The following is a 23,390-nucleotide window of genomic DNA, read 5'->3' as shown; positions in this document are numbered from 1 at the left end:
GCGAAGTGCGAGTCAATTCTCCAAACCGGAATCAAGATTCATGAAGCTTCTGTTGACCACATTGGTTGTGATGATGGCCTTGGTGACGACAAGCGGTTGTGGCTCGAAAGAGACCACTGTGATCGAGCCAGTCGATTACGAGATGACCGAACAAGAGCAGTCTAACCGCGATCGTGAGAAAGAGGCACTGGCGGCTCAGCGTCAGTAGGGCCACGGTTCCGCGAGACAAGACAAAAGCGATCGGTTCCGACGACGGAGTACGTGGCGGGAACGGATTGCTATAGCGGCGTCTAGGATGGAGTTCACGACGTCAAACTTCTATCTATCCTTTATTCGTCGACTTTTTAAGTCTAGGTATCGTAATGATTCGAAACAGTTCCGGCTCGAAAGGTTTCACCCTTGTCGAGCTGTTGGTCGTGATCGCGATCATCGGAATTTTGGTAGGCCTGTTGTTGCCCGCCGTTCAAGCGGCACGTGAAGCAGCACGTCGAATGAGCTGCAGCAATAACTTCAAACAGATCGGGCTCGCCGCTCACAACTATCACTCGGCGTTCAAGCAACTGCCAACGCACATGGGTGGAACGCGTCGTCTTCCGGCACAGGCAAGTTGGTTCAGTGGCTACGGTGACGATTGCAACATGATGATGTTGAGCGTCTTCGTCGGTCTGACTCCGTTCTTCGAGCAACAGGGTTTGTGGGATTCGATCTCCAATCCGAACTCAAAGGATTTGAACAATCCCAACACGCCACGGAACCCGCCATGGCCAGCGATGGGGCCGACCCCAACCGAAGAAGACAACGACGTTGTCATCGTCAATCAACGTAACAATGCCTATCCGCCATGGATGACCGAGATCCCAACGCTGCGTTGCCCCAGTGACCCTGGGCAAGGCTTGCCAGCGATGGGACGCAGCAACTATGCCGCATGCTTGGGTGACGCGTTGCACTACACCGACAACGGTCCTTACTGGTTCAACTTGCGTGGCTGGCCAAAGATCGAAGTCCACACGGCCAGCAACGAAAGTGTGCTTGCGTCTTGCCGTGGTGTTTTTGTTCCACGTCGTGCGATGAAGTTCCGTGACATCTTGGACGGACTTTCCAACACGATCATGATGGGCGAAATCGCAACCGATCTTGGTGACCGCGATGTTCGTACCCTGACGCACAACTTTGCCCCAGGAACTTTTACCGGTCTGCGAAACAATCCGTTGTCATGTAGTCCCGATATCGATCCCGAGCGACCAAGTTTCTGGGATCCAAGTTTGACCGACGTTGCCGCTGGCAACCAAGGCCGTGGATTCCGCTGGGCCAGCGGATGCCAGCCTTACACCGCGATGAACACGATCCTGCCACCGAACAGCCATACCTGTATGTCGCTCGGCGATACATCACCAGGTGTTTTGTCCGCTAGCAGCCGCCACCAGGGTGGGGTTCACGTGCTGATGGGCGATGGTGCTGTTGTCTTTTTGACCGATTCGATCGAAGCCGGTAACCCAAGCATCGGAACGGTGGCGACCTACGGAACCGGCCCACGTTCACCCGGCTCACCCAGCCCTTACGGTTTGTGGGGATCGTTGGGAACACGTGCCAACCGTGAAGTCATCAGCGAAAGCCTGAATCAGTAGTCTGTTACAGACAGCTTTAAAATTAGAACGCAAAGTCACCTTCACGGCGGCTTTGCGTTTTTTTGTGCAATCGTCCTATCTGCCGCACAGGATGGATGATGCCTGTCGCGACGCCTTCGGTCACCTATCCATGACCTAAACTGGTGCACCTGCGCCCTGTCGCCACATTCGTCGTGCCTACCGGAACAGCGCAAACTGCACTTGGATTCGCGATCGAGTTTTCACAGTCCCATCAAACACTATGAGCCAGCCGGGCGATCCCACACCAAAACGAAAGCCTGCGACGAAACCCAAGCCGGTTCAAATGAATCCGTGGCTGATGATCGTCATCACGATGGCTACCATGGCAGGGGCGTTTTATTTCTTTCGCCAAGGTGACATTGTGACCGCGATCTGTTTGGTCGCGATTTCCTTGATGTCAATGGTCGCTTTCAAGATGGGGATCATTGGGATCGCGTCTAGCCTGTTGGGATTGGGGGCGGCGGTCTACTTGGCACCACTGGCAACGCCATATCTGGAGCCATACGGCACGCAGTATTTCCAATCGACCGGTTTGGCGAACCGCTTTCTTTGCATCGGCATTTCCGGAATTCTGATTTCGATGTTGGTCTCGATGCTTGTCGCCACGGTCTTGGGACAACTGATCGCTCGTCGACAATGGCTTGCCCAAGTGAATCACTACGGTGGGTTCTTGCTCGGGGCGATCGAAGGGACCGTGATGGTATGGCTGGTCTTGGGTGGCTTGATCAGTATCCAAATGTGGCAGCGGGGTGCGGACCTAAAAAACAACGCTGTCGCCGCTTGGGTCGACCAATGGGCGTCACGAACACGGCAAAGTACCGTGGGGCCAATCGTTCGCGACTATAACCCGTTTGAAAAAATCGAACCGCTGGCCGAAACGCAAAAGTTTCCCGTTGCTGTTCGAGAATTCACATCGCCTGGCGGTTTGGACCGTTTGTTGACCGCTCCCGAAGTCCAAGCGTTACAGAACAACGCGGAGGTCTCCAAGGCAGTCCGCGAGCTTCAGAACGATCCCAAGCTGGCTGCCGTTTTGCAGGGTGGGCAACCGGTTCAGCAGGAAACGTTGATCTACCTGATGAACAGTCCCGCCGTCATGAAGCTGGCTGACAATCCCGAGTTTCGTGAGCAAGTCAAGCGTGTCATCGATGCACGGATGAATTCATTTGATCCATTCCAGCCTTCGATGCCCGCGGCTCCAGAAATGATCCGGCATGAACGCTCACAGGATTATTGATTTAGATCACTGTTTAGCAGCACCCTTTGGCAACATTATTTGCTAGATCGTGATCCTTCGTGCTCGGGCAACGATCGGCCAGCGTTCGATCGCTTTGCCATCCTTGACGCACCAAGCATGATCGTACAACGCAACGGTTGGGCAGACATGAATTGGTGCCCCGTAGAAAACGTGGCCGATGCCGTATTGCTGGGCCCTTTCCGTTTTTAGCACCAAGTGTTCTTCGCTTTGCATCACAAATGAAGCGTCTTCCAAGCCTTGGAAAATGATCCTCGGCGGCTGCATTTCGGAGCCCACGGATTTATGGCCGACGTCGATACACAAGGTCTGCTCAGTCGGTCGACTGATCACTCTGCCCAAAACCAAAGCCGCGTTTTCGAATTCCATCGGTGGTGAAAACGTCGGTTGGCCGGCATCCCAAAGCACGGAAGTTCCCGCGCTGACTTCGATGTCAAAATCAACGGACCGCTGCAGCATCAGTTCCGAAGTCGGCGTTCCGCACCCGACGACTTTGGGAACGACCAATCCACGTTGCCTGATCGAGTCTATCCATTGCCATACCGGTTCGAAAGCTTCGTCCATCAATTTGACCACGGTCGAAGTGTCGGTGTGATGAATGTGACCGTCATAGGCGTGCAGTCCCACCGCGTTCAATGATTCGCTTTCTTGGATGAACCGATAAAGCTGTTCGGCGCTATCGCCTATACGGATGCCAGTTCGGTCCATCCCCACATTCAAGTCCACATAGACATCGACGACGAGGTTGCGCAAATGAGCTTGTTGTGCCAACTGCTGTGCGATTTCGGGACAGTCGACAATTGTCGAAAACCGAGAATGATCAAATCGTTCGATCAGCGTTAGAAGTCGATCGAGATTGGGACCAACGGGTTGGTAGGCCAGCAAGATATCTGTGCCGCCCGCCTCGGCCGTCATTTCACATTCGGCGATGGTTGACGTTTTGAATTTGTCGATACCTGCCTGCCGCTTGAGATCGATGATTTGCGGAAGCTTGTGCGTTTTGACGTGCGGTCGCAAGACGCCGGGGCCACGATCGCCGCACCACTGAATCATCCGCTGGATGTTGCGTTTGACGCGATCAACATCGATCAGCAAAGAGGGAGAAGGGACTTCGTCAACGTTATCGATCTCGAACCAGCGCATTGGATTTTCACATGATGGAGGAAAGAGCCATCAGTGTAACAATCTTGGTTCAGGCAATCAGTTGCTGTGGACTGTTTCGGCACCCATCACAGTCCCTGTGATGCAGCGAGCGCTGTTTTTGTGGGAATGGTTGTATGTCGGCACGGCGGAGCGTGCCGGGTACTTTGGGGAGCTTTGTTTGTACCCATCACGGTCCCCGTGATGCAGCGGTACTGTTTTTGTGGGGATGGTAGTGTGTGTCGGCACGACGGAGCGTGCCGGGTACTTTGGGTGAGTTTATTTGTACCCATCACGGTCCCCGTGATGCAGCGAGCGCTGTTTTGGTGGGAATGGTTGTATGTCGGCACGGCGGAGCGTGCCGGGTACTTTGGGGTGAGTTTTGTTTGTACCCATCACGGTCCCCGTGATGCCGAAAACCATCGAGTCAACCAATCAAGCCACTAACCGTGTTGATTCGCAATCACTCGACCGGCTTGCTTAACCATGGAAACAAAATCGCTGCGGAAACCGGTCGGATCTTCACCCATCGAATTGGCAGCGATCTTTTGAACAAATTCAAAGTCCGAGTCGCCGTCATCAACGGGGCTATCGTCAGCGTGGCGAATCGTGATGTGGTGAGAAGGACTTCGCAGAAGCATCCCGAACGCGGCGACTGCGCTTGCGAAGCGAAAGTCCTCAGAAGCTTCATCGAATGAGGTTCCCACATCGACCAAGCTGATTTCGACAGACCGCGTCTGATCCTGCTCTGGGGCTTTGTACTGCAAACTAAGCGTCAGGACTTCGCCATTATTGGCAATGTCGTTGAGTGCGACGGGCGTTTGATACTTGAGGCCGCTGAATGTGGATTTTTCAGACGCCTCGTTTGCGGGACCATGTTGCGGGATGATTTCGTAAAGGGCGGTGACAGCGTGTCCGGCAAAAATGTCACCCGATAGACCACTCTGCGTAAACCTGCCGTCAGTCAGGTTGCCTTCAGCGGGAGCGATGACGCCGGTCAGTTGATCTTCGAAGCCAATCAACCGATACGCTTTCACTTCGCCAGGATTGAATTCGATTCTCAAGTCAACTTTCCGAGCGATACAAATCCGTTGCATTTGGATTTGATCAAGAAACTGCACGTGGGCTTCGTCTTGATTCTTGACCACACGGTATTGACCCTTGCCTTGCGTTGTCAATCGACGCATCAGTTGATGGTCACCGGCTTCTTGGCCGAACTGGATTGCCGAGAAGGCAACGAGGTCACTGCTGTCGGTAATGAACTTTGATAGGTCGTTCATGTCTTTGAAGCCGACGTTGCAATCGTCATCGGTGCAAAGAACGACGCTGTTGTTACCACCGGGGATGTAGCGTTGTTTGGCGATCTTGTAAGCCAGCTGAATCGGCCCTGTTTGTTTATTTGATCCGCCGCTACGCAACTGAGCGATCGCGTCGACGATCTCTCGTTTATGGTTTCCGGTCGTCGCGTCCAGCACGAGCCCCTTGGCAGAGCCTTTTGAGCCCGAGTAGACCACAATCGCGATCGAGTCATCTTTATCCAATTGATCGGCAATCGTCATCAGCCCACGTGTCGCCAAGGGCAGTTTCTCGGCTTGGTTCATTGACCCTGAGACGTCAATCAAGAACACCAAGTTTGCCGGGCGTCGAGGTTCGTTGTTTTGGCGGCCTTGGATTCCGATTCGCGCCAAACGGTTCGATGGATTCCAGGGGCAAGACGCGATGTCCATCGAGACGGAGAATGCGTCGGATTGTTCGGGAGCTTTGTATTCGTAGTCGAAGTGATTGACGAGCTGTTCGACGCGCACCTGGTTTGTTGTTGGCAAACGTTTCTTCGCCAGCAGCTGCCGAACGTTCAAGTAAGAGTCATTTTCGACGGAGACCGGGAAGGAAGAGACAGGGATGACGGCGGCCGATTCGAATAGGCCGCGTCGAGGACCGGCAATCGATTGTGCAAAGCTACCGGTGTTGGACTTCAATGTGTCATCCATCATGCGTTCCGTCGCCAGGACTTCTGCCGCGATGTCTCGATCGCGGTCAACGTCAGCGATTCGCACTTCATTGTCGGCATCAGTGGCTATATCCGCTGCCCGAACCGGTCGTGAATCGTTGTTGCTTCCTGACATGGCAATATCGGACACATTGGTGGTCGCCGTGCCCGCATCAGTCACGTCGCCGGTGACGCCATTTGGATCAGGTGATCGTGTATTTCCTGTTGCGTCAGCGATGATCGGGATCGCAGATTCGGAATCCAATTGTCGTTTGCGGTCAGCTGCCAGTTGGGTCCGAAGTTCTTGAATTTGATTTTCGAACTGTTGGTTACGGTCGGCCAGTTCGCGGTTTTGGCGTTCGACTTCCTGCATGCGGGATCTTAGGAATTCCGTTTCGGTCCGCGCCGAGATCACACGATTGAGCGCAGGAAAGGTAAGTCCACAGGCCAGCAACAGTGTCGCGGCGATTGCGAGTCCCCAGCCGAACGAACTGGATGACGATTGGGGGCGGTACGCTTCGACAGGAGGGGCGGGGAAACGTTCGGCTTGGCGTATGGCTGCTTCGATGGCGTTTCGATTGTTAGTTTGCAGCGGACGAGAGACCGAAGCGAACTCACCTTGCAAAGTCGCTGCGGCATCACGAATCGAGTTGACCATTTCGCGAAGGCTTTCGGATTCGTTCATCAGGCTGACAAACTCGGCTTGCTGCTGAGCGGTCAGTTCGTTGAAGACGTACGCGGTCGCTTGTTCATTCAACCACTGGTTGTACTGATTGGAATCTGCAGGCAGATCGGAATCGGAGGGAGGTTTCATCACCAATGGCCTTCTAGTTTTCGGTCTCAGTCGTCGTGAGGCGTTCGCGTACGGTTTTTAGACCGGTGCTAAGTAGGTAACCAACGTTTCCGACGCTCAGGCCGGTCGCGTGGCTGATTTCGCGATAACTCAGTCCGCCTTCGATTTTCAATCGGATCACTTCTTGTTGTCTTTCGGGCAAGTTGCCTAGTAGATCCATCGCATCGCTATAGCGTTCGGCCAATTCGACTTTCGCGATTGGATCGACATCACGACTGACTTCCTTTTCGGCGACGGTGTCGTCCAACGGTTTCATGCGGCCTTCCTTTTTCATGATGTCCAACGCACGGTTTCGACAGACACGAAACAGCCATTGCCGAACTCGGCCTTTCAGTTTTCCCTGAGGCTGCCTACACAACCGCAAAAAAACATCCTGGACCAAATCGTTTGCACGATCCCGATCTTTTACCAAGTGCGTCGCATAACCCATCAACGCCAATTCGTTGTCGCGAAACGCCTCGGACAGCCAACCGTCAGTGCCCGCTTGGTCTGGAGAACCAGGCCGGGCTTGATCGGATGGATCGAATTGGGAATCGGTCTGCTTCATCGCCAACCGCAGGCTTAGAAAAGGAACGCGGATCCATGCACCGAAACAACGATCGGCGCGGAAAAACCTTAGAACAGGATTCTAGAATCTACGTTTTGTCGAAGGGGTTGTGCGTGCGCAGCCGGGAAGGAAACCCCGGAAGTTGCCAATAGGTCGCCAGTAGACAGCGGTAACCCCCTCATGCGGTCATGGCGGAGATGGCTGATTACTGCGGAGCGATTTGAACGCAGATCACTTCTTTGTCGTTGCGAATGAACAATTTGCCATCGTCAACTGCTGGTGCACTCCAGACGACACGTCGGCCAAAAGCGACTCCGGTCGGATCGATCACGTGGGCGCGGTCGATCTCGTTGAATCCTGCCTGGTTCATCTCGGCGATCACCAAATCACCCAGTTCGGTGAACATCAAATACCGATCGTCACCTTTTGGAGCCATGATGAACGCGGTAGCCGATTGAATCGGTCGCTCCGAGATCGGTTGGCCGGTTTCCCATTGGCGTTCGCCAGATGGCAACTCGATTCCCATCAGCGCCCCTTTCTGATCAAAACCATAAAGCATCTTGCCGTCTAGGATCGGTTGGACGTTGACTGGCGAGACGGCGTGTTTATTGACATCTTGCCAGACGACTTCTGCAGCAGGCGTGGTCTCGGACAGTTTCAGCAGCAGGTTCTTGTTGGAATATCCCGCGAGATACAGATACGACTGGCCGTCGATCTTTGCCACGATCGGCGACATGATGATGGATCCGTTTGTCGCTTCGTAGGGTTTGGACCAGAAAGGCTTTCCGGTTTCCGGATCCAAGCTATTGATCGCATCCGGACTGGCCGTAATGAGCTGTCGCGTGCCTCCGGCGTTGATGATGGTTGGCGGAACGTAGCCTTGTTCGGAAGCGGTGCCTTGTCGCCAAATCTCTTCGCCGGTGTATTTGTTAAACGCGACGATGTGCGATCCCGAGCCCCCGACGACGCAAATCAATTTGTCGCCATCGATCAGAGGATGACTGGCGTAGCCCCACAACGCGGCTTTGGTGGAATATTCGCGTGGAAGGTTTTTGCTCCAAACAATTTCGCCGTCCTCGGTCTTAAAGCAAATCAGTTCGCCTTCGGCTCCGAGCGAATAAACCCGGTCATCGTCGACCGTTGGCGTACATCGTGGTCCCGCGGGATACGAAATCGAATAGGAAACCGGATAGGCGTGGCTCCAAAGTTCGGCTCCCGACGTGGCATCAAGACAGCGGACGCGTTCACGACCGGTGATCTGTTTTCGTTCAAAATTGGCCACCGAGTTATCTTCGCCGGATCGGTAGTCGCTTACGTAGATCCTCCCATCGCTGACCGCGGGCCCGGAATATCCACCATCGGTCGAAGTACGCCAAAGAACTTTGGGTGGTTGACTGGCAAAGTCTTTTGGCAGCTTTAGATCGTCGGGGCGATTATCCCGATTCGGGCCCATCCAGCCGGGCCAGTCTGCAGACGAATTGCAGGCGGTGATCAAACAAAGCAGGGCTGCAAGCTGAAAACGCATATTTCGCAGTCGCATGAGATCAAAACTTGGGGTGAGAATGGAGTTCGTGAAAACTTCGATTCGCGGTGAAGCGAACGGTGGCGTGGGATCATTTTAAGCGACACGCCGATGCGGTCAGCCGTACCCCCACAGGAGCGGCTGTCGTGAAGACGACGAAATGTCGATTCCGAATGTCGGAGCCCCAACATGACGAAGCCACAGTTGCAAGCATTTTCATGCGGTCTCAAACAGGGGGGGCGAAGAATCCGCAAGATCAGGTACTTCGCTAAATCCCCCGTCTTACGCAATAAATTTGGAGGACTGCAAAATTTAGCCTCGTCAAAAGAATCCGATTCGACCAAGATCGCAGTTGCATATAGAATGCGGCCCGCAGGAGCGATAGGGTGTTGGTAGGACGGGACTGCTTTATGGAGGCCCGAACGGTCCCCTCGAGCCTGTTCTTGTCTAGGTTTTTCTTACTTCGCTTGACTGAATTTCGTCTGTGCTTCTTAAACGCTCTTCCGATACGCAGGCCGAAAAAAACACCGGAATTGATCCGGAACGCACTGTCGACATGGGCAGTGGTGACCAAACCGTGCTGTTTTTGCATGGTTTGTTCGGCTCGCCTCTCCACTGGCAAAACGTGATGGAGCGGCTCGCCGACAAGTATCGCGTCATCGCGCCACAGCTGCCTGTCGACTACCAGCCGGGACGACGAAAGCACGGTATCAATGCGATCGCTGACCTGAGTGCTCAGGTTCGGCAGATGATCGACGCGATGCAGATTGAACCTTTCGTGCTGTGCGGCAATTCTCTTGGCGGTCTGGTCGCGATCGACCTTTGTGCCAGCCAGAAAGATTACGCCAAAGGCCTTGTCCTGGCCGGCAGCGCGGGCCTGTTCGAACGCAGCCCGATCGGAGGCATGCGTCCACGTCCGTCACGCGAGTTCATTCGTAAAACTGTCGGTGACATCGTTTATCGCCAGGAATTGGTCACCGAAGAGTTGATCGACGATTGGTACAAATCGGTCACCGACCGCGACTACGTGCGATTCATTTTGCGTGTTTCCAGGGCGACACGGGACCGGACGGTCGAAAACGAACTGTCAAAACTGGATCTCCCGACGATGATCATCTGGGGACACCAAGACACCATCACTCCGCCATCAACCGGTCGTGAATTCCAGCGTCGTATCAAAGGTTCACGGCTGGAGTTTATCGACGATTGCGGACATGCACCCAATTGGGAACGGCCCGAAGCCTTTGCGGATCTTTTGGAAGGGTTCTTGCCTACCTGCTTCGCCGAATAGATTGTCTTGTCCAGCTCCGATAACGAAGACCAGCCTGGAGACTCCGCCCAAACCGAAGGCGGTGTTCATTCCCAATCGGAGTCGATCCTCTCCAAAAAACGAGCTCATGCGATTCTGCTGTTCGCACTGCTGATTTCTCCGCTGGTCTTTTTCGCCGCCGTACGGGCACTCAAAAGCACTTCCAACGATCCCCGGCAATGGCTGCCCAAGTCGTTTGCGGCGACGGATACGTACGACTGGTTCGGCGAGCAATTTGGGACCGATGAAATCGCCGTGGTCAGTTGGCCAGGCTGCACCATCAACGATCCACGTGCGACCGAGCTTAGCGCGGCACTGGCCGAATCACCGTATTTTTCTGCGGTCAGAACGGGCCAATCGACGCTGGAACAGCTGACCGGAGCGCCGCTGAATCTCAGCGAAGCCGCTGCGATCAAACGGATCGAAGGTTCACTGATCGGCAGCGACAAGCAATCAACCTGCCTGATTCTGACAACCGCTCCCGAGGGTCAAGACAATCGAACCGCAGCGGTCGACACGATCCAACAGCAAGCTCTCGAGGTTGCCGGGATTGCCGAGTCAGACTTGAAGCTTGCCGGTCCGACGGTTGATGCCGCGATGATCGATGCCGAAAGTCGCAAGCTGCTTTTCGGTCTCGCCGGACTGTCCGCGATCGCGTCTTTCTGTGTCGCGACGTTTCGGCTGCAAAGCATTCGCCTTGCCATTTCAGTCTTGCTGGTCGCGATCTACTGCACCGCGCTCGGATTGGGAGTCTTGTTCGTCACCGGCAGCCGCATGAACTTGTTGATGACGATGCTGCCGCCACTGATCTACGTGTTGACGGTTTCTTCGGCAGTCCATTTGGCAAACTACTATCGCGATGCCAGACGCCATCCCGAACTGAGCAAGTCGCCGGTGCGATTGGCGGTTGAGCACGGTTGGGTTCCCTGTTCACTGGCCGCACTGACCACCGCCATTGGGCTGATCTCTTTGATCTTCAGCAAGATCGAACCGATTCAAGAATTCGGTCTATTTTCTTCGATCGGTGTCGTTCTAGGCGTGATCGTCTTGTTTGTGCTGTTGCCTTCGGCGCTGATCGCGTTTCCACCGAAGGTGCGTATCAAACCGACTCCCGAACAATCCGCAGCGGCAAAACGATTTGGCAACTGGGTTATCCGGCATCATGCCGTTCTTGCGATCGGGTGCCTGATCGTCATGGTGGTCTGCGGCGCAAGAATCCCCTCGATTGAATCGACCGTCCGGTTGCAAGATCGCTTTCTTCCCGACAGTGACGTGATCAACGACTATCGTTGGCTGGAAGAAAAAGTCGGCCCGATGGTTCCACTGGAGGTCGTTATCCACTTTGGCAAAGACGACCAACGCGATCGTGTCGAACAGATCAAGCTGGTTGCCAAAGCCCAAGCTCAGATCGCCGCCTTAGGCGACTATGTCACCACGATGTCGGCATTTAATTTCAGTCCGCCGCTTCCGCGCGGTCATAGCGTTCGCGATATCATCGCCCGCAAGATCATCAACGGCAAATCGATTCACGATCAGCTGACCGAGGCTAGGTTCCTTAGTGAAACGCCTAACGAAATCCTCTGGCGGATTTCGGTGCGTGCCAACGCGATCGGCAACCTGGACTACGGGTTGTTAGCCGAGCGTATCGAAAGCACTGTGCGGCCTTTATTGGATGAACAAGGCGTCAAAGGGACGTTCACCGGGGTCATCCCGCTGATCTACAAAGCTCAACGCCAACTGCTGATGGACCTGTTCCGAAGCTTTATCGTCGCCTTCGGAATCATCGCATTTGTATTGGTGTTTGTGCTGCGAAGCGTCAGCGCGACCTGCCTAACGATGCTGCCGAATATCTTTCCCGCAGTGATCGTGTTTGGCGGGGTACAGTGGTTTGGGATTCCGGTCCAGATCGGATCGGTGATGACAGCCAGTGCCGCGCTAGGGATCGCGGTGGACGATACCGTTCACCTGCTGACTTGGTTCCGGCGCGGCATCGATGATGGCCTATCGCGGCATGAGGCGATTCGCGACGCGTTTGGTCGTTGTTCCGGCGCGATGGTCCATACGACGCTGATCTGTTCGAGTGGATTGATCGTGTTCGCGCTCAGCTCATTTGTGCCAGTCCTGCACTTCGCTTACTTAATGGTCGTGCTATTGATCTCCGCGTTGATTGGAGACCTGATTATGCTGCCAGCCATCTTGGCGGGACCACTAGGACGATTCTTTGAAAAGCGGTCCGGATCGGAGACGACTCGTTCTCAATAACCCGCGTCATCGCGATTGATAACGCGGGGAAGACGTTCGTGGATCTAGCGAGTTGCTTATGCTGCGAGGCTTCTTCTGATGCCCGTTGTGGACTTGGCACAGCGATACATCGCTTCGCGGATGGCCCGTTCCCTGGGGTCGTCAAAGATCCGGAAGCTCATCGTGTTGGTCAGGTAAGCGAATGACAATTGTGCCGACGGATCGGCCATGCCAAAACAACCGCCTGCACCAGGACAGCCAAACGCGGAAGCATCACTTCCGAATTGGAATCCGTGACTCGGTTTAGAAAAGCCCATTCCATAAGCGACATCGAGCTTCAAGACGGCATCTCGAGAACCCGCGTTGGGCAGTTCAGCCGGTCGGCATAGCTCGGCAAAGGTCTGATCTGTCAGGCCCAACTCATCGCCACCGCGAGCCAACGCGTCATAGATCCGGGCGACCGCTCGGGCTTGGCCGAAACCACCAGCCGATGGGATTTCGACTCGTCGAAATTCTGGATTCGCCAGAACCGCAGGATCGCTTAATCGCATGAAGTTCACCGAGCGGGCGGTTAATGATCGAGGCCAAATGCCTGACAGGATCATGCCCGGTGGAAGTTCGTTGAGGTGCGCCAACGCTCGGACTCGCGGATAGCCATGGGTACGACTGATCCATTCGTCGGGGATCCGATCGGGCAATCCGATAAAGAATTGCGCGTCCAGCGGGGCTGCAATTTCGTCCTGAAAAAATTGGCCCAACGATCGGCCTTGGGGATCCGTCCGTCGAATCAGTTCGTTTTGGTACCAGCCCAGAGTGAAGGTGTGATAACCGTGCATTCGGCCCGGTTGCCAGAGCGGCTCTTGATTGGCGAGTAGTTGCGTCATCCGATCGTGATCGGCGATGTCGCTAGGTGACAGATGTTGATCGATCGTGATCAATCCTGCTTGATGGGCGAGCAGTTGCCGGATTGTGATCGCTCTCTTTCTTGGGGTTCCGAACTCGGCCCAGTAGTCAGCAACCGGAGCGTCCAGTTCGAAATAGCCTTTGGCATGAGCGACCGCGATGGCGGTGGCCGCCATGCCTTTGGTGACCGAGAAAACTAACGAGACGGTTTCTGGTCCCCAGGGCTGTCCCGACTGTTGGCACTGAGACCCTGCCCAGATGTCGACGACTTTTTGCCCTCGATGATAGATCGCACAGGAGGCCCCGCGTTCACCGCGAAAGCGAAAGTTTTCAGCGAACGCTTCGGCGACTGGTTCGAACCCGGCGGCCACATGTCCGCCGATCATCACTTGGTCGGAAAAGGTCGTTCGCATGGCTCGTGTTATTCCCGGCAGTTTTCAGTCATTGACACAATTTCTCGTCATCGACGGCGAATTGTCGATCTGACCTTGTCTTTGCAATCGTAAGAGAACTATATCGAATTGGGCAATCTTAATTTCGGCATCAAAATTGCCGATACCGATTGAAACGGTCTACTCTTTTCTCCCTTTCGGTCGACTGTGCTATGGACTCCTCAAACTTTCGATTCCGGCTCACCGCAATCTGCATGGCTGTGATCTGCGCTGCAACGCAATCTTCTCTTGGGCAAACGCCCGCATCCGCTGACCAGCCGGCACCCAACGATGTTGAATCGTCGGTCACCGCGACTCCGGTTAGCTATCGGCCTTCCTCCTTGAATCTGCGGTCTCATCCGATTGATCCTGCATTGCAACTGGCCCAAGAAAGTTTGTTGCACGTTCAGACCAACGTCAAAGACTACACGGCACTTTTCGCAAAACGATGTCGCGTTGACGGTGAACTGCCACCACTGCAATTTGCGCACCTGAAAGTACGAAATCGAAAACTTGATTCAGGGCAACTGATTACCCCGATGGGTGTCTACCTGGACTACCTCAAGCCCAGCTCCGTCAAAGGTCGCGAAGTGATCTGGGTTGAGGATCAGAACGAAGGAAAGATCGTCGTTCATCAAGGCGGACTCGCCGGACTACTGACGCTTTATCTTGATCCCGATGGTGCGCTGGCGATGCGAGGTCAGCGATATTCGATCCGATCGATCGGTATCGAAAACCTGCTTCATCAATTGATTTCAGTTGCGCAGGAAGATCGTTTGCACGGCGAGTGTGTGGTCGATATCGACCCAGACGTACAGCTTGGGACTCACAACTGCACGCGAATCACGATCACCCATCCGGAAAAACGCGAGCACTTTCGCTTTCACCAAGCGGTCGTCTTGTTTGACAATGATCTCCACATTCCCATTCGCTATTGCTCGTGGAAATGGCCTGAAACCGAAGGCGGCAAACCGGTTTTGGATGAGGAGTACAACTACTTGAAGGTCAAGGTGAATACCGGATTGAGCCAATCGGATTTCGATCCCGCCAATCCTGAGTATCGGTATTCCGAGTGAGCTGAGTCACACCTCTTGTTGCAAGGCTCCCGCCTTGCAACACCTTGGCTTGGCAGGCTCCCGCCTGCCGCTAAGAGCAATTGCAGGCGGAGCCTGCGAGACATTTCATGCGAGGCAGAGCCTCGCACGAGCCCTTGTCGCAAGGCTCCTGCCTGCCAGTTCGGACACATGCCAAGCGAGAGCCCCGCACGAGTTGGAAGCTGCGCACCGCCCCAGGACTACTGCCGAAGCATCAGATAGCGAAACAAATCGCTCACCTGCTCGTCGGACAAATCCTGCAACAGGTTCTCTGGCATCAGAGACGTTTGCATCGGGGCGAACCGTTCCAGATCGTCGCGGACCAAGATGACTTGACGATTATCTGCGGTCCGAAGCGTGACCGTTTGCGGATCTTGTGCGTGCATCATTCCGGTCAGCACACGACCATCTTCGGTCAGTGCTTGGTACGACTGAAAGCCTTCGCGGATTTCCAAGCTGGGCTCGATGATGGCGTTCAGCCAAAACTTGACGTTCCCACGCTCGTACCCATCAAGGGCGGGGCCGATCGAATTGCCTTGGCCGAACAAACGGTGACAGTTACCGCACTTCGATTTAAAGATCGCTTCGCCACGTTCAACTTCATCACCAGTCGATACATCTTTCAGCGAAGATGCTAGCAAATCAGAGTAGCGTTGGATCTGAGCGATTTTCTCTTTGGATGAAACAGTGACCTGTTTACCGAAGGCTTCCTCGACCGATTGGGTCATCGCTTCATCTTCATAGGCACGTAACTGTTGGACGACGTCTTCTGGAACTTCACGTCGCTTCAGTCGCCAAGACGTGACTTCGTTAACCAATCGTTCGGCCCAATTGCGACGGCTGGCAAGCGTCCGGCATGCTGCATCTCGTAAACCGTGTTCTGCCGAGATTCGTCCATAGAACGCAGCGATCAGGCCACCGGCAATCCGCTCGTCGGCGAAATGGCCAAGCGACAAAATGGCAACGCGCTGTAGCGATGGATCGGCAGCCATTCGCCCGGTTGCCAATTTTAGTAGGGTATCGATCGCGGCCTTCTGCTTCAGCTCACCCAAAAGTTGCGCCAGTTCGATCCGAAGTCCAAGATCTGTTTCGGAGTTTTGAAGCTGCTGAACGGCTTGTTGTGATGCCCCGGCAGGGTCACGACGGAGTGCCAAGATGATCCCAGCGTTTCCTCTGCGTTCTTGTTCCTCAGCCAAAACACGATCCAGCAGCGGCGGCAGTTCTGGCAACGATCGTCCATCGAATGCTCGCGTCAGGCCAACGACCATGGCTGATCGAGAGGATTCATCGGGAGCGATCTTGATCAGCTGTTCGCAATGGTCGATCGCTTTGGCGGTTCCTTCGGACGCATAGCGTTGCATCAACCGGGGAAGGATGGTTTGTCTTATCGCCGTTCGATCCCAGATGGATTCGTCGCTGGCAAGCCATTGTCGGATCGCAGCTGCATCATCCGCATGGGCTTCGACGGCCCACCAAAGTTGCAGCGGGATGTGTCGGTCGGTTTGATCGATCGAACGTGAAGCCAATGCACCGACGATCGCGAGACCGGTTGCCGCATCGATCCGCTTCGCGGTCGAGGCGAGCTGGCTGCGAACACGCAAGTCATGTTCTTGACGGGCAAGTTCGATCATCGCGGGGTGTCCTTGATGCCGATCGCCCAATAGCCGAACAGACCAGAATCTTATCCAGGCATTTGAATGGTTCATCCAGTGAGCCGCTTTTTCTGCCGTCAACAGATCGAGAAGATGAAACGCCCAGAGAGCTTCCAACGACCCTTTGTTTTCGACCATTTGTTCAAGCTGTGCGGCGATCGATTGGTCGCCGCGCCATCCGAGTTCTAACAGCGATCGTCGCCGGACCCACTTGTTCGAATGAGAGAGTTTCTGAACCAGCTGAGCGGATGACAGTTCTGCCAAGTTGCCTTCGCGGTAAACCGGATCTGATCCCTCAGGCCGCAAGCGGTAAACACGGCCGCTTTCTTTATGCCAATCATCAACCGGGTTTACATGACTGAGCCGGGTGTCGTACCAATCGGCGATGTAGACCGCGCCGTCAGGTCCAACGCCCGCGTAGACCGGTCGGAACCAGCGATCATCCGATGTCAATAAATCGCGGCGGTCTTCGGTGCGATAAGTCGAACCGTCTTGGATCAAGTCGCTATGCCAAACCAAGTTGTGTAACGAGTTGGGGGCGATGATGGTGCGATTAAAGTCCTGCGGAAAGAGCCCGCCTTCATAGATGGTAAAGGCCTGTGCGAAACGCCGCGTGTCGCCCTTCATCGGCATGCCGGTGAAATATCCAAACGCGTATGGATTGGTCAGCGGGCCGTGTTTTCCCCAGTTCTTATCGGCGTAGCTTCCCTGCGGATAGTGGTAGCCACGTTTGCTGCCACCGTTGGTGCCGGAGAACAATTCGCCATGAGAATCGATTTCGACACTGAAAGTGTTTCCGCCGCCTTCGGCGAAGATTTCAAATTCAAAAGTGGTCGGGTGGTATCGCCAGATGCATTGGCCTTGGAATTCGACGCCTTTGGTGACTTTGGAACTGACCACACCAGCGGTGGTGCTGCCGTTGGCTCCGTACAACCATCCATCGGGTCCCCAGATCAAACTGTTGGCAACCGAATGAGTGTCTTGCAGTCCGAACCCAGAGAGGTGAACTTCGGGCGGGCCATCGGGAACATCGTCATGGTCTGCGTCGGGGTAATGCAGCAGGTACGGTGGGTTCAAGACCCAAATGCCTTTGGGACCGATTTGAACCGATGTCGCGATATTCAAATCCGTGATCACATCTTTGTGGGTGTCATAGATTCCGTCATTGTCGCTGTCTTCGAAAACGGTGATTCGGTCGGCGCCGGGTGTTCCATCCGGCGGAGGCAACGGAACTTTATCGAAGACCGCTCGCAGGTACTGATCAAAGCGGACCACTTTTAAACCGGCGGGATATTGATATTGCCGATACTGCACGACCCACATGCGTCCGCGGGAATCCCAGCTCAGGAACAGAGGCTGCGCGATTACCGGTTCGCTTGCGACCAGATCTGCTGCGACGCCGGGGCGTAGATCCAGCTGGCCGATCATCTGGTCTGCGGGTGTCGGTTGCGATTCGTCTTTTTGTGCACCCAGTGGCGCAAAGCTACGAAAGATCTCTGCGACCTTCTCGTTTCCCGCCGGTGCTTCGGCAGTTGAAGGTTCGTTTTGGGCAGAAGCGTGGGGGCCGACCAAGAAAACAGACAACGCTGCGATCGACCACGACTGAAAGATTCGATATCGAAGAAGCCAATATTGCAGGAGCATTTATCGCAGAGGGATGGCGCGGTAGGGCGGGTTTTGATTCGCCCATGATAAGCCGCCGCGGTCTGCTCTGCTGAAAATGAGACGCCGCTAAGTTTCGGCGGTCTCGCTTTCCCACGGGTCAACCCATTCCTGCCAGTGGCTCAAATAGGTTTCGTAAGCTTTGCAATCGCATGCCGCCGCTTCGATCCACTGCTTTGTCGACGCGACCAACTCGACTTCTTTTTCCAGTGTCAATTTTCCATGCAGCACCATCGCGCGTAGGAAAACAAAATAGGTATCAAGGACATCGCAGCGACAGTAATCGCTGATTCCAATCAAATCGCCGTCGTCGTATTGCTGCTGAACTTGATCACCGGTGACGTTCATCTTGCCGGGCTTGGCCAGCATCTTGGTCGCCAGATTCAAACCGCCGTTAAAGCGAACCGCGCTAAAGTTTGTTAGCAGGTCCTGTAGGTCGAGATGGGAATCGACGCTGTAGCGGTTCCTTGGCGAGCGATAGCCTTCGTTGGAAAACCATGCCGGGATTGAGATCCCATATCGGAAGGCAGCCAATTCCATTAGCGGCAAATCAAAGGATCGCCCGTTGAAGGTGACCCACTGAGGTCGCTTGTAAACTTCCCAGCCCTTCCAAAAATGAGCGGTGATCACGTGGCTTCGGAAACTCGGCTCGTCGAGTGAGACGATATCGATCAGGCGGAAATTGCGATCGACTTTTGCGATCACAACCGAAATCGGGATTTGGAAGGTATGCGGGATAAACGTGGATCCCTTTTCTTCCAGCAACTCCGCTTGGTATTTCGCGATCGCTTCACTGGGTGTTAGCGACTCACCCGGGTACCGGACTCGCGCGATCAGGTCGCCGTCGGCAATACTTTCGCAATCGAAAACTAAATGGGAAACTTCTTCAGGCATCCAATCCACCGAGTCCTTTGCCGGAATCGTGTCTGTTGACAAGTCAGTCAATCTGCAAGGCTATCATGTATTGCCATCATATCCTGGTCCTGCGCATAAGATAGACGGGCAGCCACCCTTGGCGTCATGCGAAACCCGCACGAACCCCTTCAGAGCACGCCAGCCCTATCTGAACACGACAGACCACGACGATTTTAAGCCGTTTCGGAATCACTCGGTCGGATGAATTGATCCGTCACAGATGATCCCGTCAGCGATACCAGCCACGATTTGTCCAAGAATCTCCATGTACGAAATCAACCGCCAACGCCTTTTGGATCGTTTTTTGCGCTACGTTCAAGTGGGGACGACCGCAGATCCAAAAAGCAAAACTTATCCCAGTACCGAATGCCAACGTGACCTCGGCAAACTCTTGGTCGAAGAGCTGACGAAGATGTCCGCGAGCGATGTTCATCAGGACGAACACGGTTTGGTCCATGCGACCATCCCGTCAAGCGTTGGGGCGACAGGGGTTCCCGTCGTCGCTCTGCTGGCCCACATGGATACTTCGCCCGATGCCCCTGGTCACGGCGTTCGGCCTCAGGTTTTAGAAAGCTATCCCGGCGGTAACATTAACCTTCAAAGCGGCGAAGTGATCACGCCGGAATCTTGTCCGGACCTGCTTAATTTGGTCGGCAAAACTTTGGTTACGACCGACGGAACGACCTTGCTGGGCGGTGATGATAAAGCGGGAGTCGCGATCATTGCCGAGCTTGCCGAAACGTTGATTGAGAATCCACACCTGCCACACGGTGACATCAAGCTGGTGTTTACCTGTGACGAAGAGATCGGACACGGAACGGACAAGATCGATTTGCAGCAGTTAGCCGCAGATGTTGCGTACACGCTCGATGGTGGCGGCGAAGGGGTGATCGATGTCGAGACCTTTTCTGCTGACGGTGCATGCGTCCGCTTTATCGGCGACAGTATCCATAGCGCGATCGCAAAAGATCGAATGATCAATGCGCTCCGCGGAGCAGCTGACTTTATTGCCGCACTTCCACGTGACAGTGAAACACCGGAAACGACCGAAGGCCGTGAGGGCTTCATTCATGCAAACACGATCACCGGCCAAGTTGCCGAAGTCACGCTTGATCTAATCTTGCGATCATTCAACACCGAAGATTTGCCGGGATACGCGGATCGACTTCGTGCGATCGCTGCCGATGTCGAAAAAGCCTGGCCGGGTTTAAAAGTTGTTGTCGATGTCTACAAGCAATATCGCAACCTCGGTGATGGGCTCGCGAAACTGCCCGAGTCGGTCGACTTCGCTGTCCAAGCGTTTGAAAATTTGGGACGGACATACAAAAAGGAAATCATCCGTGGTGGGACTGACGGTAGCGTCCTGACCGAAAAGGGTTTGCCAACTCCGAACCTGTCCAGCGGCCAACACAACATCCACAGTGTTCGCGAGTTCGCGTGCTTGGACGAAATGGCCGCAGCGACGGAACACTTGGTGGAACTGATGAAACTATGGTCGCAACATCGACGCTAGTTGCTGGTCCTTCTTGTTAACAACGAGTGCCAGAAACGTAGGGCTGGCCTCCCATTAGCCGCACCGCGTTAGCGGCGGTTAAATGACTTGGAGAACCTGACAAAGGACCCGGAACCGCACGCTCGCGCGTGGCGGCTGATCGTTCGTCAATCAGCTCATTGCCTTATCAGCCGCTGGCGCCAGCCCGCGGTTTCTGCAACGAACCGAACCTGCACACAGAACCGCACGCTCGCGCGTGGCGGCTGATGAAAATTACCCTATGAGCCGTGCCGCGTTAGCGGCGGTTAAATGACTTGCAGAACCTGACAAAGGACACGGAACCGCACGCTCGCGCGTGGCGGCTGATCGTTCGTTCGTCAATCAGCTCATTGCCTTATCAGCCGCTGGCGCCAGCCTGCGGTTTCTGCAACGAACCGAACCTGCACACGGAACCGCACGCTCGCGCATGCTGGCTGATGAAATTACCCTATGAGCCGCACCGCGTTAGCGGCGGTTAAATGACTTGCAGAACCTGACATAGGACACGGAACCGCACGCTAGCGCGTGGCGGCTGATCGTTCGTCAATCAGCTCATTGCCTTATCAGCCGCTGGCGCCAGCCCGCGGTTCCTGCAACGAACCGAACCTGCACACAGAACCGCACGCTCGCGCGTGGCGGCTGATGAAAATTACCCTATGAGCCGCACCGCGTTAGCGGCGGTTCTCACACGGGCAACCGGGGCTAACGCCCAATCGGCTAATCCGAAAATCAAATTGGACCAAAACACTGGGCCTGGATCAAAACGGTCCGCCAAAATCAAAATCACATTGCTTTGAAATGAAAGTCCATACCCGACCACCAGCCAAGCTCAATCTCTTTTTGGAAATCCCAGCCAAGCGTGATGATGGTTATCACGAAATTGATACCGTCATGACTGCTATCGACTGGCGCGATGAACTAACGGTTGAGTCGATTGATGAACCTGTGGTCGAATTGACTGCGAGTTGGTTGCCTTCATTTGAAAGCGTTGCGAGGGAACTGGGGCTCGATTCGGGTAGTGAGAAAGCGCATCAGTTGCTTGGCATTCCGACGGACGAACGCAATCTGGTTGTCCGAGCTTTGAATGCTTTTCGTGATCACTTTTCGATCGCGAGCGGTTTCAGGGTCCAATTGGGGAAACGGATTCCCGCCGGTGCTGGGATGGGAGGTGCCAGTAGCGATGCGGCCCATGCGATTAGCTGTGCTGCCCATCTCCACCAGCTTTCCAGTGAAGAGCAGGCTTTGCATCAAATCGCCGCTTCAATCGGCAGCGACGTGCCTTTCTTCTTGCCAATGTCGGAAGATGTTGTGGTTGAAGACGAGACTGCTGCGGAGCGGCTTTGGGCCTGTCACGCCACGGGAAGAGGAGAGATCCTCCAACCAGTTGACATGCGAACAGCGATTCACTTCGTTGTCGGCTATCCACCTGCGAGCCTTCCGACAATTGAGGTTTATCGCAGGCTAAAAGTTCCTGCGGCGCCGATCAACTCTTCAGGTTTTCTTGCCGCGTTACGCAACGATCGTGCAGAAGATTTAGCAACGTCGATGATGAACCGACTGAGCGAACCAGCCTTAGAAATTTTTCCAGAGCTGAATGAATTGTTGGAATCACTGTGGCAATCTGGACTCCAACCGTGTCAACTAACTGGTAGTGGGTCGGCATGTTTTGGAATAGCGCGTGATGCGGAGCACGCTCAGCAAGCTTTACAGCAACTTAAGACTATCCATTCGGTTCCGGCTCTTTGGCGAGCAACACGGAGTGTTTCTGCGGCCGCAACAATTGAGAGAGTGATTTAAGACTGTTGATTTGCATTTCATCAAACGAAGGCAAGCGTCACGATCGTACGCAGCGTTGATGCATCACATTTGGGTCGCAGTTTTAAGTCACCACATGAGTTCGATCCAAGTTAATGCGCCGACATCAGAGAGGGAGTTGAGATCGTGGAAATCACGGAGATCCGAATCAAACTCATGGAGTCATCGGAAGATCGACTACGTGCCTTCTGTTCAATTACCATTGATGGATGTTTTGTCGTTCGCGACTTAAAGATCATCGACGGTTCCAATGGTCCCTTTGTTGCTATGCCGAGTCGCAAGTTGACCGGCCACTGTGATCGGTGTCATCAGAAAAACCATCTGCGGGCAAACTATTGCAATCACTGCGGGGCGAAACTGAGCTTTGACAACGATGGTCTGCTCGATTCGCCTCAAAAGCTGTATGCCGACGTCGCCCATCCGATTAACAGTGCTTGTCGCGAATTGATTCAAGACGCCGTTATCGAAGAGTTCGAAGCAGAACTGAGTCGATACAACCAACCTGGCTATCGCTCACGCTATGACGATGATTTTTATGATGCGGGCGAAGACGTCGAAACGGCGTTAATCGATCAGGCGCACAAGTCTCCTAGCGGTCCAAAGCAACGTGCCGACAACAAGGACAACAGGGTTTCGAATTCGGCCAGCGAAAAAGATGACGAGTTTGGCGCGGGCATTTTCTAAGACCACGCTCCGTCTGGTTGCTGACGCCTAAATGTTGACACTTCGTTCGTGTCGATGGCTTTTCTGATATCACTCGACCGTCGAGAAAATACTCGCGGTCGAGGTGACCGGCATCGCGGTACCCAGCATCACAGAAGATCGCCGTAGTCCCCTGTCGGTGGCGTCGAGATCGTCGCGGAACTTGTTTTGCCCAAACATGCTAAATG

Annotated in this window: 16 protein-coding genes; 9 read left to right on the top strand and 7 right to left on the bottom strand. The window is 54.4% G+C overall.

Going from position 1 to position 23,390, the window contains the following annotated elements; genetic code table 11:
- The first annotated feature begins 40 nt into the window (after window positions 1–40).
- The 3 genes from LOC67_RS09565 (at window position 41) to LOC67_RS09555 (ending at window position 2,880) form a co-directional block, all read left to right on the top strand.
- Complete coding sequence (locus tag LOC67_RS09565; protein WP_230262369.1) at window positions 41–208, top strand: hypothetical protein; 168 nt, start codon at window positions 41–43, stop codon at window positions 206–208.
- A 154-nt stretch (window positions 209–362) separates the two neighbouring features.
- The gene (locus LOC67_RS09560) at window positions 363–1,625 is read left to right on the top strand and encodes a DUF1559 domain-containing protein (protein WP_230262368.1); all 1,263 of its coding nucleotides are present in this window, start codon (window positions 363–365) and stop codon (window positions 1,623–1,625) included.
- Between the two features lie 319 nt (window positions 1,626–1,944).
- The gene (locus LOC67_RS09555; RefSeq protein ID WP_230262367.1) at window positions 1,945–2,880 is read left to right on the top strand and encodes a CvpA family protein; all 936 of its coding nucleotides are present in this window, start codon (window positions 1,945–1,947) and stop codon (window positions 2,878–2,880) included.
- 42 nt (window positions 2,881–2,922) lie between these two features.
- Here the strand turns inward: LOC67_RS09555 and LOC67_RS09550 are convergent, their stop codons facing one another.
- From LOC67_RS09550 to LOC67_RS09535, 4 genes are all read right to left on the bottom strand, one after another.
- Window positions 2,923–4,041, bottom strand: coding sequence for a D-TA family PLP-dependent enzyme (locus LOC67_RS09550; RefSeq protein WP_230262366.1), 1,119 nt, complete (start codon window positions 4,039–4,041; stop codon window positions 2,923–2,925).
- A gap of 440 nt (window positions 4,042–4,481) precedes the next feature.
- The gene (locus LOC67_RS09545; protein WP_230262365.1) at window positions 4,482–6,839 is read right to left on the bottom strand and encodes a von Willebrand factor type A domain-containing protein; all 2,358 of its coding nucleotides are present in this window, start codon (window positions 6,837–6,839) and stop codon (window positions 4,482–4,484) included.
- A gap of 13 nt (window positions 6,840–6,852) precedes the next feature.
- Window positions 6,853–7,425 carry an RNA polymerase sigma factor gene (locus LOC67_RS09540; protein WP_230262364.1) on the bottom strand — a complete coding sequence of 191 codons (573 nt, stop codon included), beginning with the start codon at window positions 7,423–7,425 and terminating at the stop codon, window positions 6,853–6,855.
- A gap of 205 nt (window positions 7,426–7,630) precedes the next feature.
- Window positions 7,631–8,965: a PQQ-binding-like beta-propeller repeat protein gene (locus LOC67_RS09535; RefSeq protein WP_230262363.1), complete on the bottom strand. Its 1,335-nt coding sequence runs from the start codon at window positions 8,963–8,965 to the stop codon at window positions 7,631–7,633.
- A 466-nt stretch (window positions 8,966–9,431) separates the two neighbouring features.
- Between LOC67_RS09535 and LOC67_RS09530 the strand changes: the two genes are divergently transcribed.
- On the top strand, window positions 9,432–10,238 hold the full coding sequence (locus tag LOC67_RS09530) for an alpha/beta fold hydrolase (protein WP_230262362.1): 807 nt from the start codon (window positions 9,432–9,434) through the stop codon (window positions 10,236–10,238).
- 6 nt (window positions 10,239–10,244) lie between these two features.
- Window positions 10,245–12,518 carry an efflux RND transporter permease subunit gene (locus LOC67_RS09525; RefSeq protein WP_230262361.1) on the top strand — a complete coding sequence of 758 codons (2,274 nt, stop codon included), beginning with the start codon at window positions 10,245–10,247 and terminating at the stop codon, window positions 12,516–12,518.
- A gap of 56 nt (window positions 12,519–12,574) precedes the next feature.
- On the opposite strand, the gene LOC67_RS09520 is transcribed toward LOC67_RS09525, so the two are convergent.
- Window positions 12,575–13,813 (bottom strand): serine hydrolase domain-containing protein, encoded by a 1,239-nt coding sequence (locus tag LOC67_RS09520; protein WP_230262360.1) that lies wholly within the window; start codon window positions 13,811–13,813, stop codon window positions 12,575–12,577.
- Window positions 13,814–14,046: 233 nt separating this feature from the next.
- On the opposite strand from LOC67_RS09520, the gene LOC67_RS09515 reads away from it, so the two are divergent.
- Entirely contained in the window at window positions 14,047–14,907 is an 861-nt protein-coding gene (locus LOC67_RS09515) for a DUF1571 domain-containing protein (RefSeq protein WP_230262359.1), read from the top strand.
- A gap of 218 nt (window positions 14,908–15,125) precedes the next feature.
- Here the strand turns inward: LOC67_RS09515 and LOC67_RS09510 are convergent, their stop codons facing one another.
- Together LOC67_RS09510 and LOC67_RS09505 are read right to left on the bottom strand one after the other, a co-directional pair.
- Window positions 15,126–18,221 (bottom strand): PVC-type heme-binding CxxCH protein, encoded by a 3,096-nt coding sequence (locus LOC67_RS09510; protein WP_230262358.1) that lies wholly within the window; start codon window positions 18,219–18,221, stop codon window positions 15,126–15,128.
- Window positions 18,222–18,308: 87 nt separating this feature from the next.
- Complete coding sequence (locus LOC67_RS09505; protein WP_410001129.1) at window positions 18,309–19,133, bottom strand: 3'-5' exonuclease; 825 nt, start codon at window positions 19,131–19,133, stop codon at window positions 18,309–18,311.
- 286 nt (window positions 19,134–19,419) lie between these two features.
- On the opposite strand from LOC67_RS09505, the gene pepT reads away from it, so the two are divergent.
- From pepT to LOC67_RS09490, 3 genes are all read left to right on the top strand, one after another.
- Window positions 19,420–20,667: a peptidase T gene (gene pepT / locus LOC67_RS09500; RefSeq protein WP_230262356.1), complete on the top strand. Its 1,248-nt coding sequence runs from the start codon at window positions 19,420–19,422 to the stop codon at window positions 20,665–20,667.
- Window positions 20,668–21,483: 816 nt separating this feature from the next.
- Window positions 21,484–22,482 carry a 4-(cytidine 5'-diphospho)-2-C-methyl-D-erythritol kinase gene (locus LOC67_RS09495; RefSeq protein WP_230262355.1) on the top strand — a complete coding sequence of 333 codons (999 nt, stop codon included), beginning with the start codon at window positions 21,484–21,486 and terminating at the stop codon, window positions 22,480–22,482.
- 174 nt (window positions 22,483–22,656) lie between these two features.
- Window positions 22,657–23,184: a SpoVG family protein gene (locus LOC67_RS09490; protein ID WP_230262354.1), complete on the top strand. Its 528-nt coding sequence runs from the start codon at window positions 22,657–22,659 to the stop codon at window positions 23,182–23,184.
- Window positions 23,185–23,390 lie beyond the last annotated feature (206 nt).

This window comes from Stieleria sp. JC731 (assembly GCF_020966635.1).
Lineage (GTDB): Bacteria > Planctomycetota > Planctomycetia > Pirellulales > Pirellulaceae > Stieleria.
Note: the sequence above shows the minus strand (reverse complement) of the source record. Positions and strands in the feature narration are given on the sequence as shown.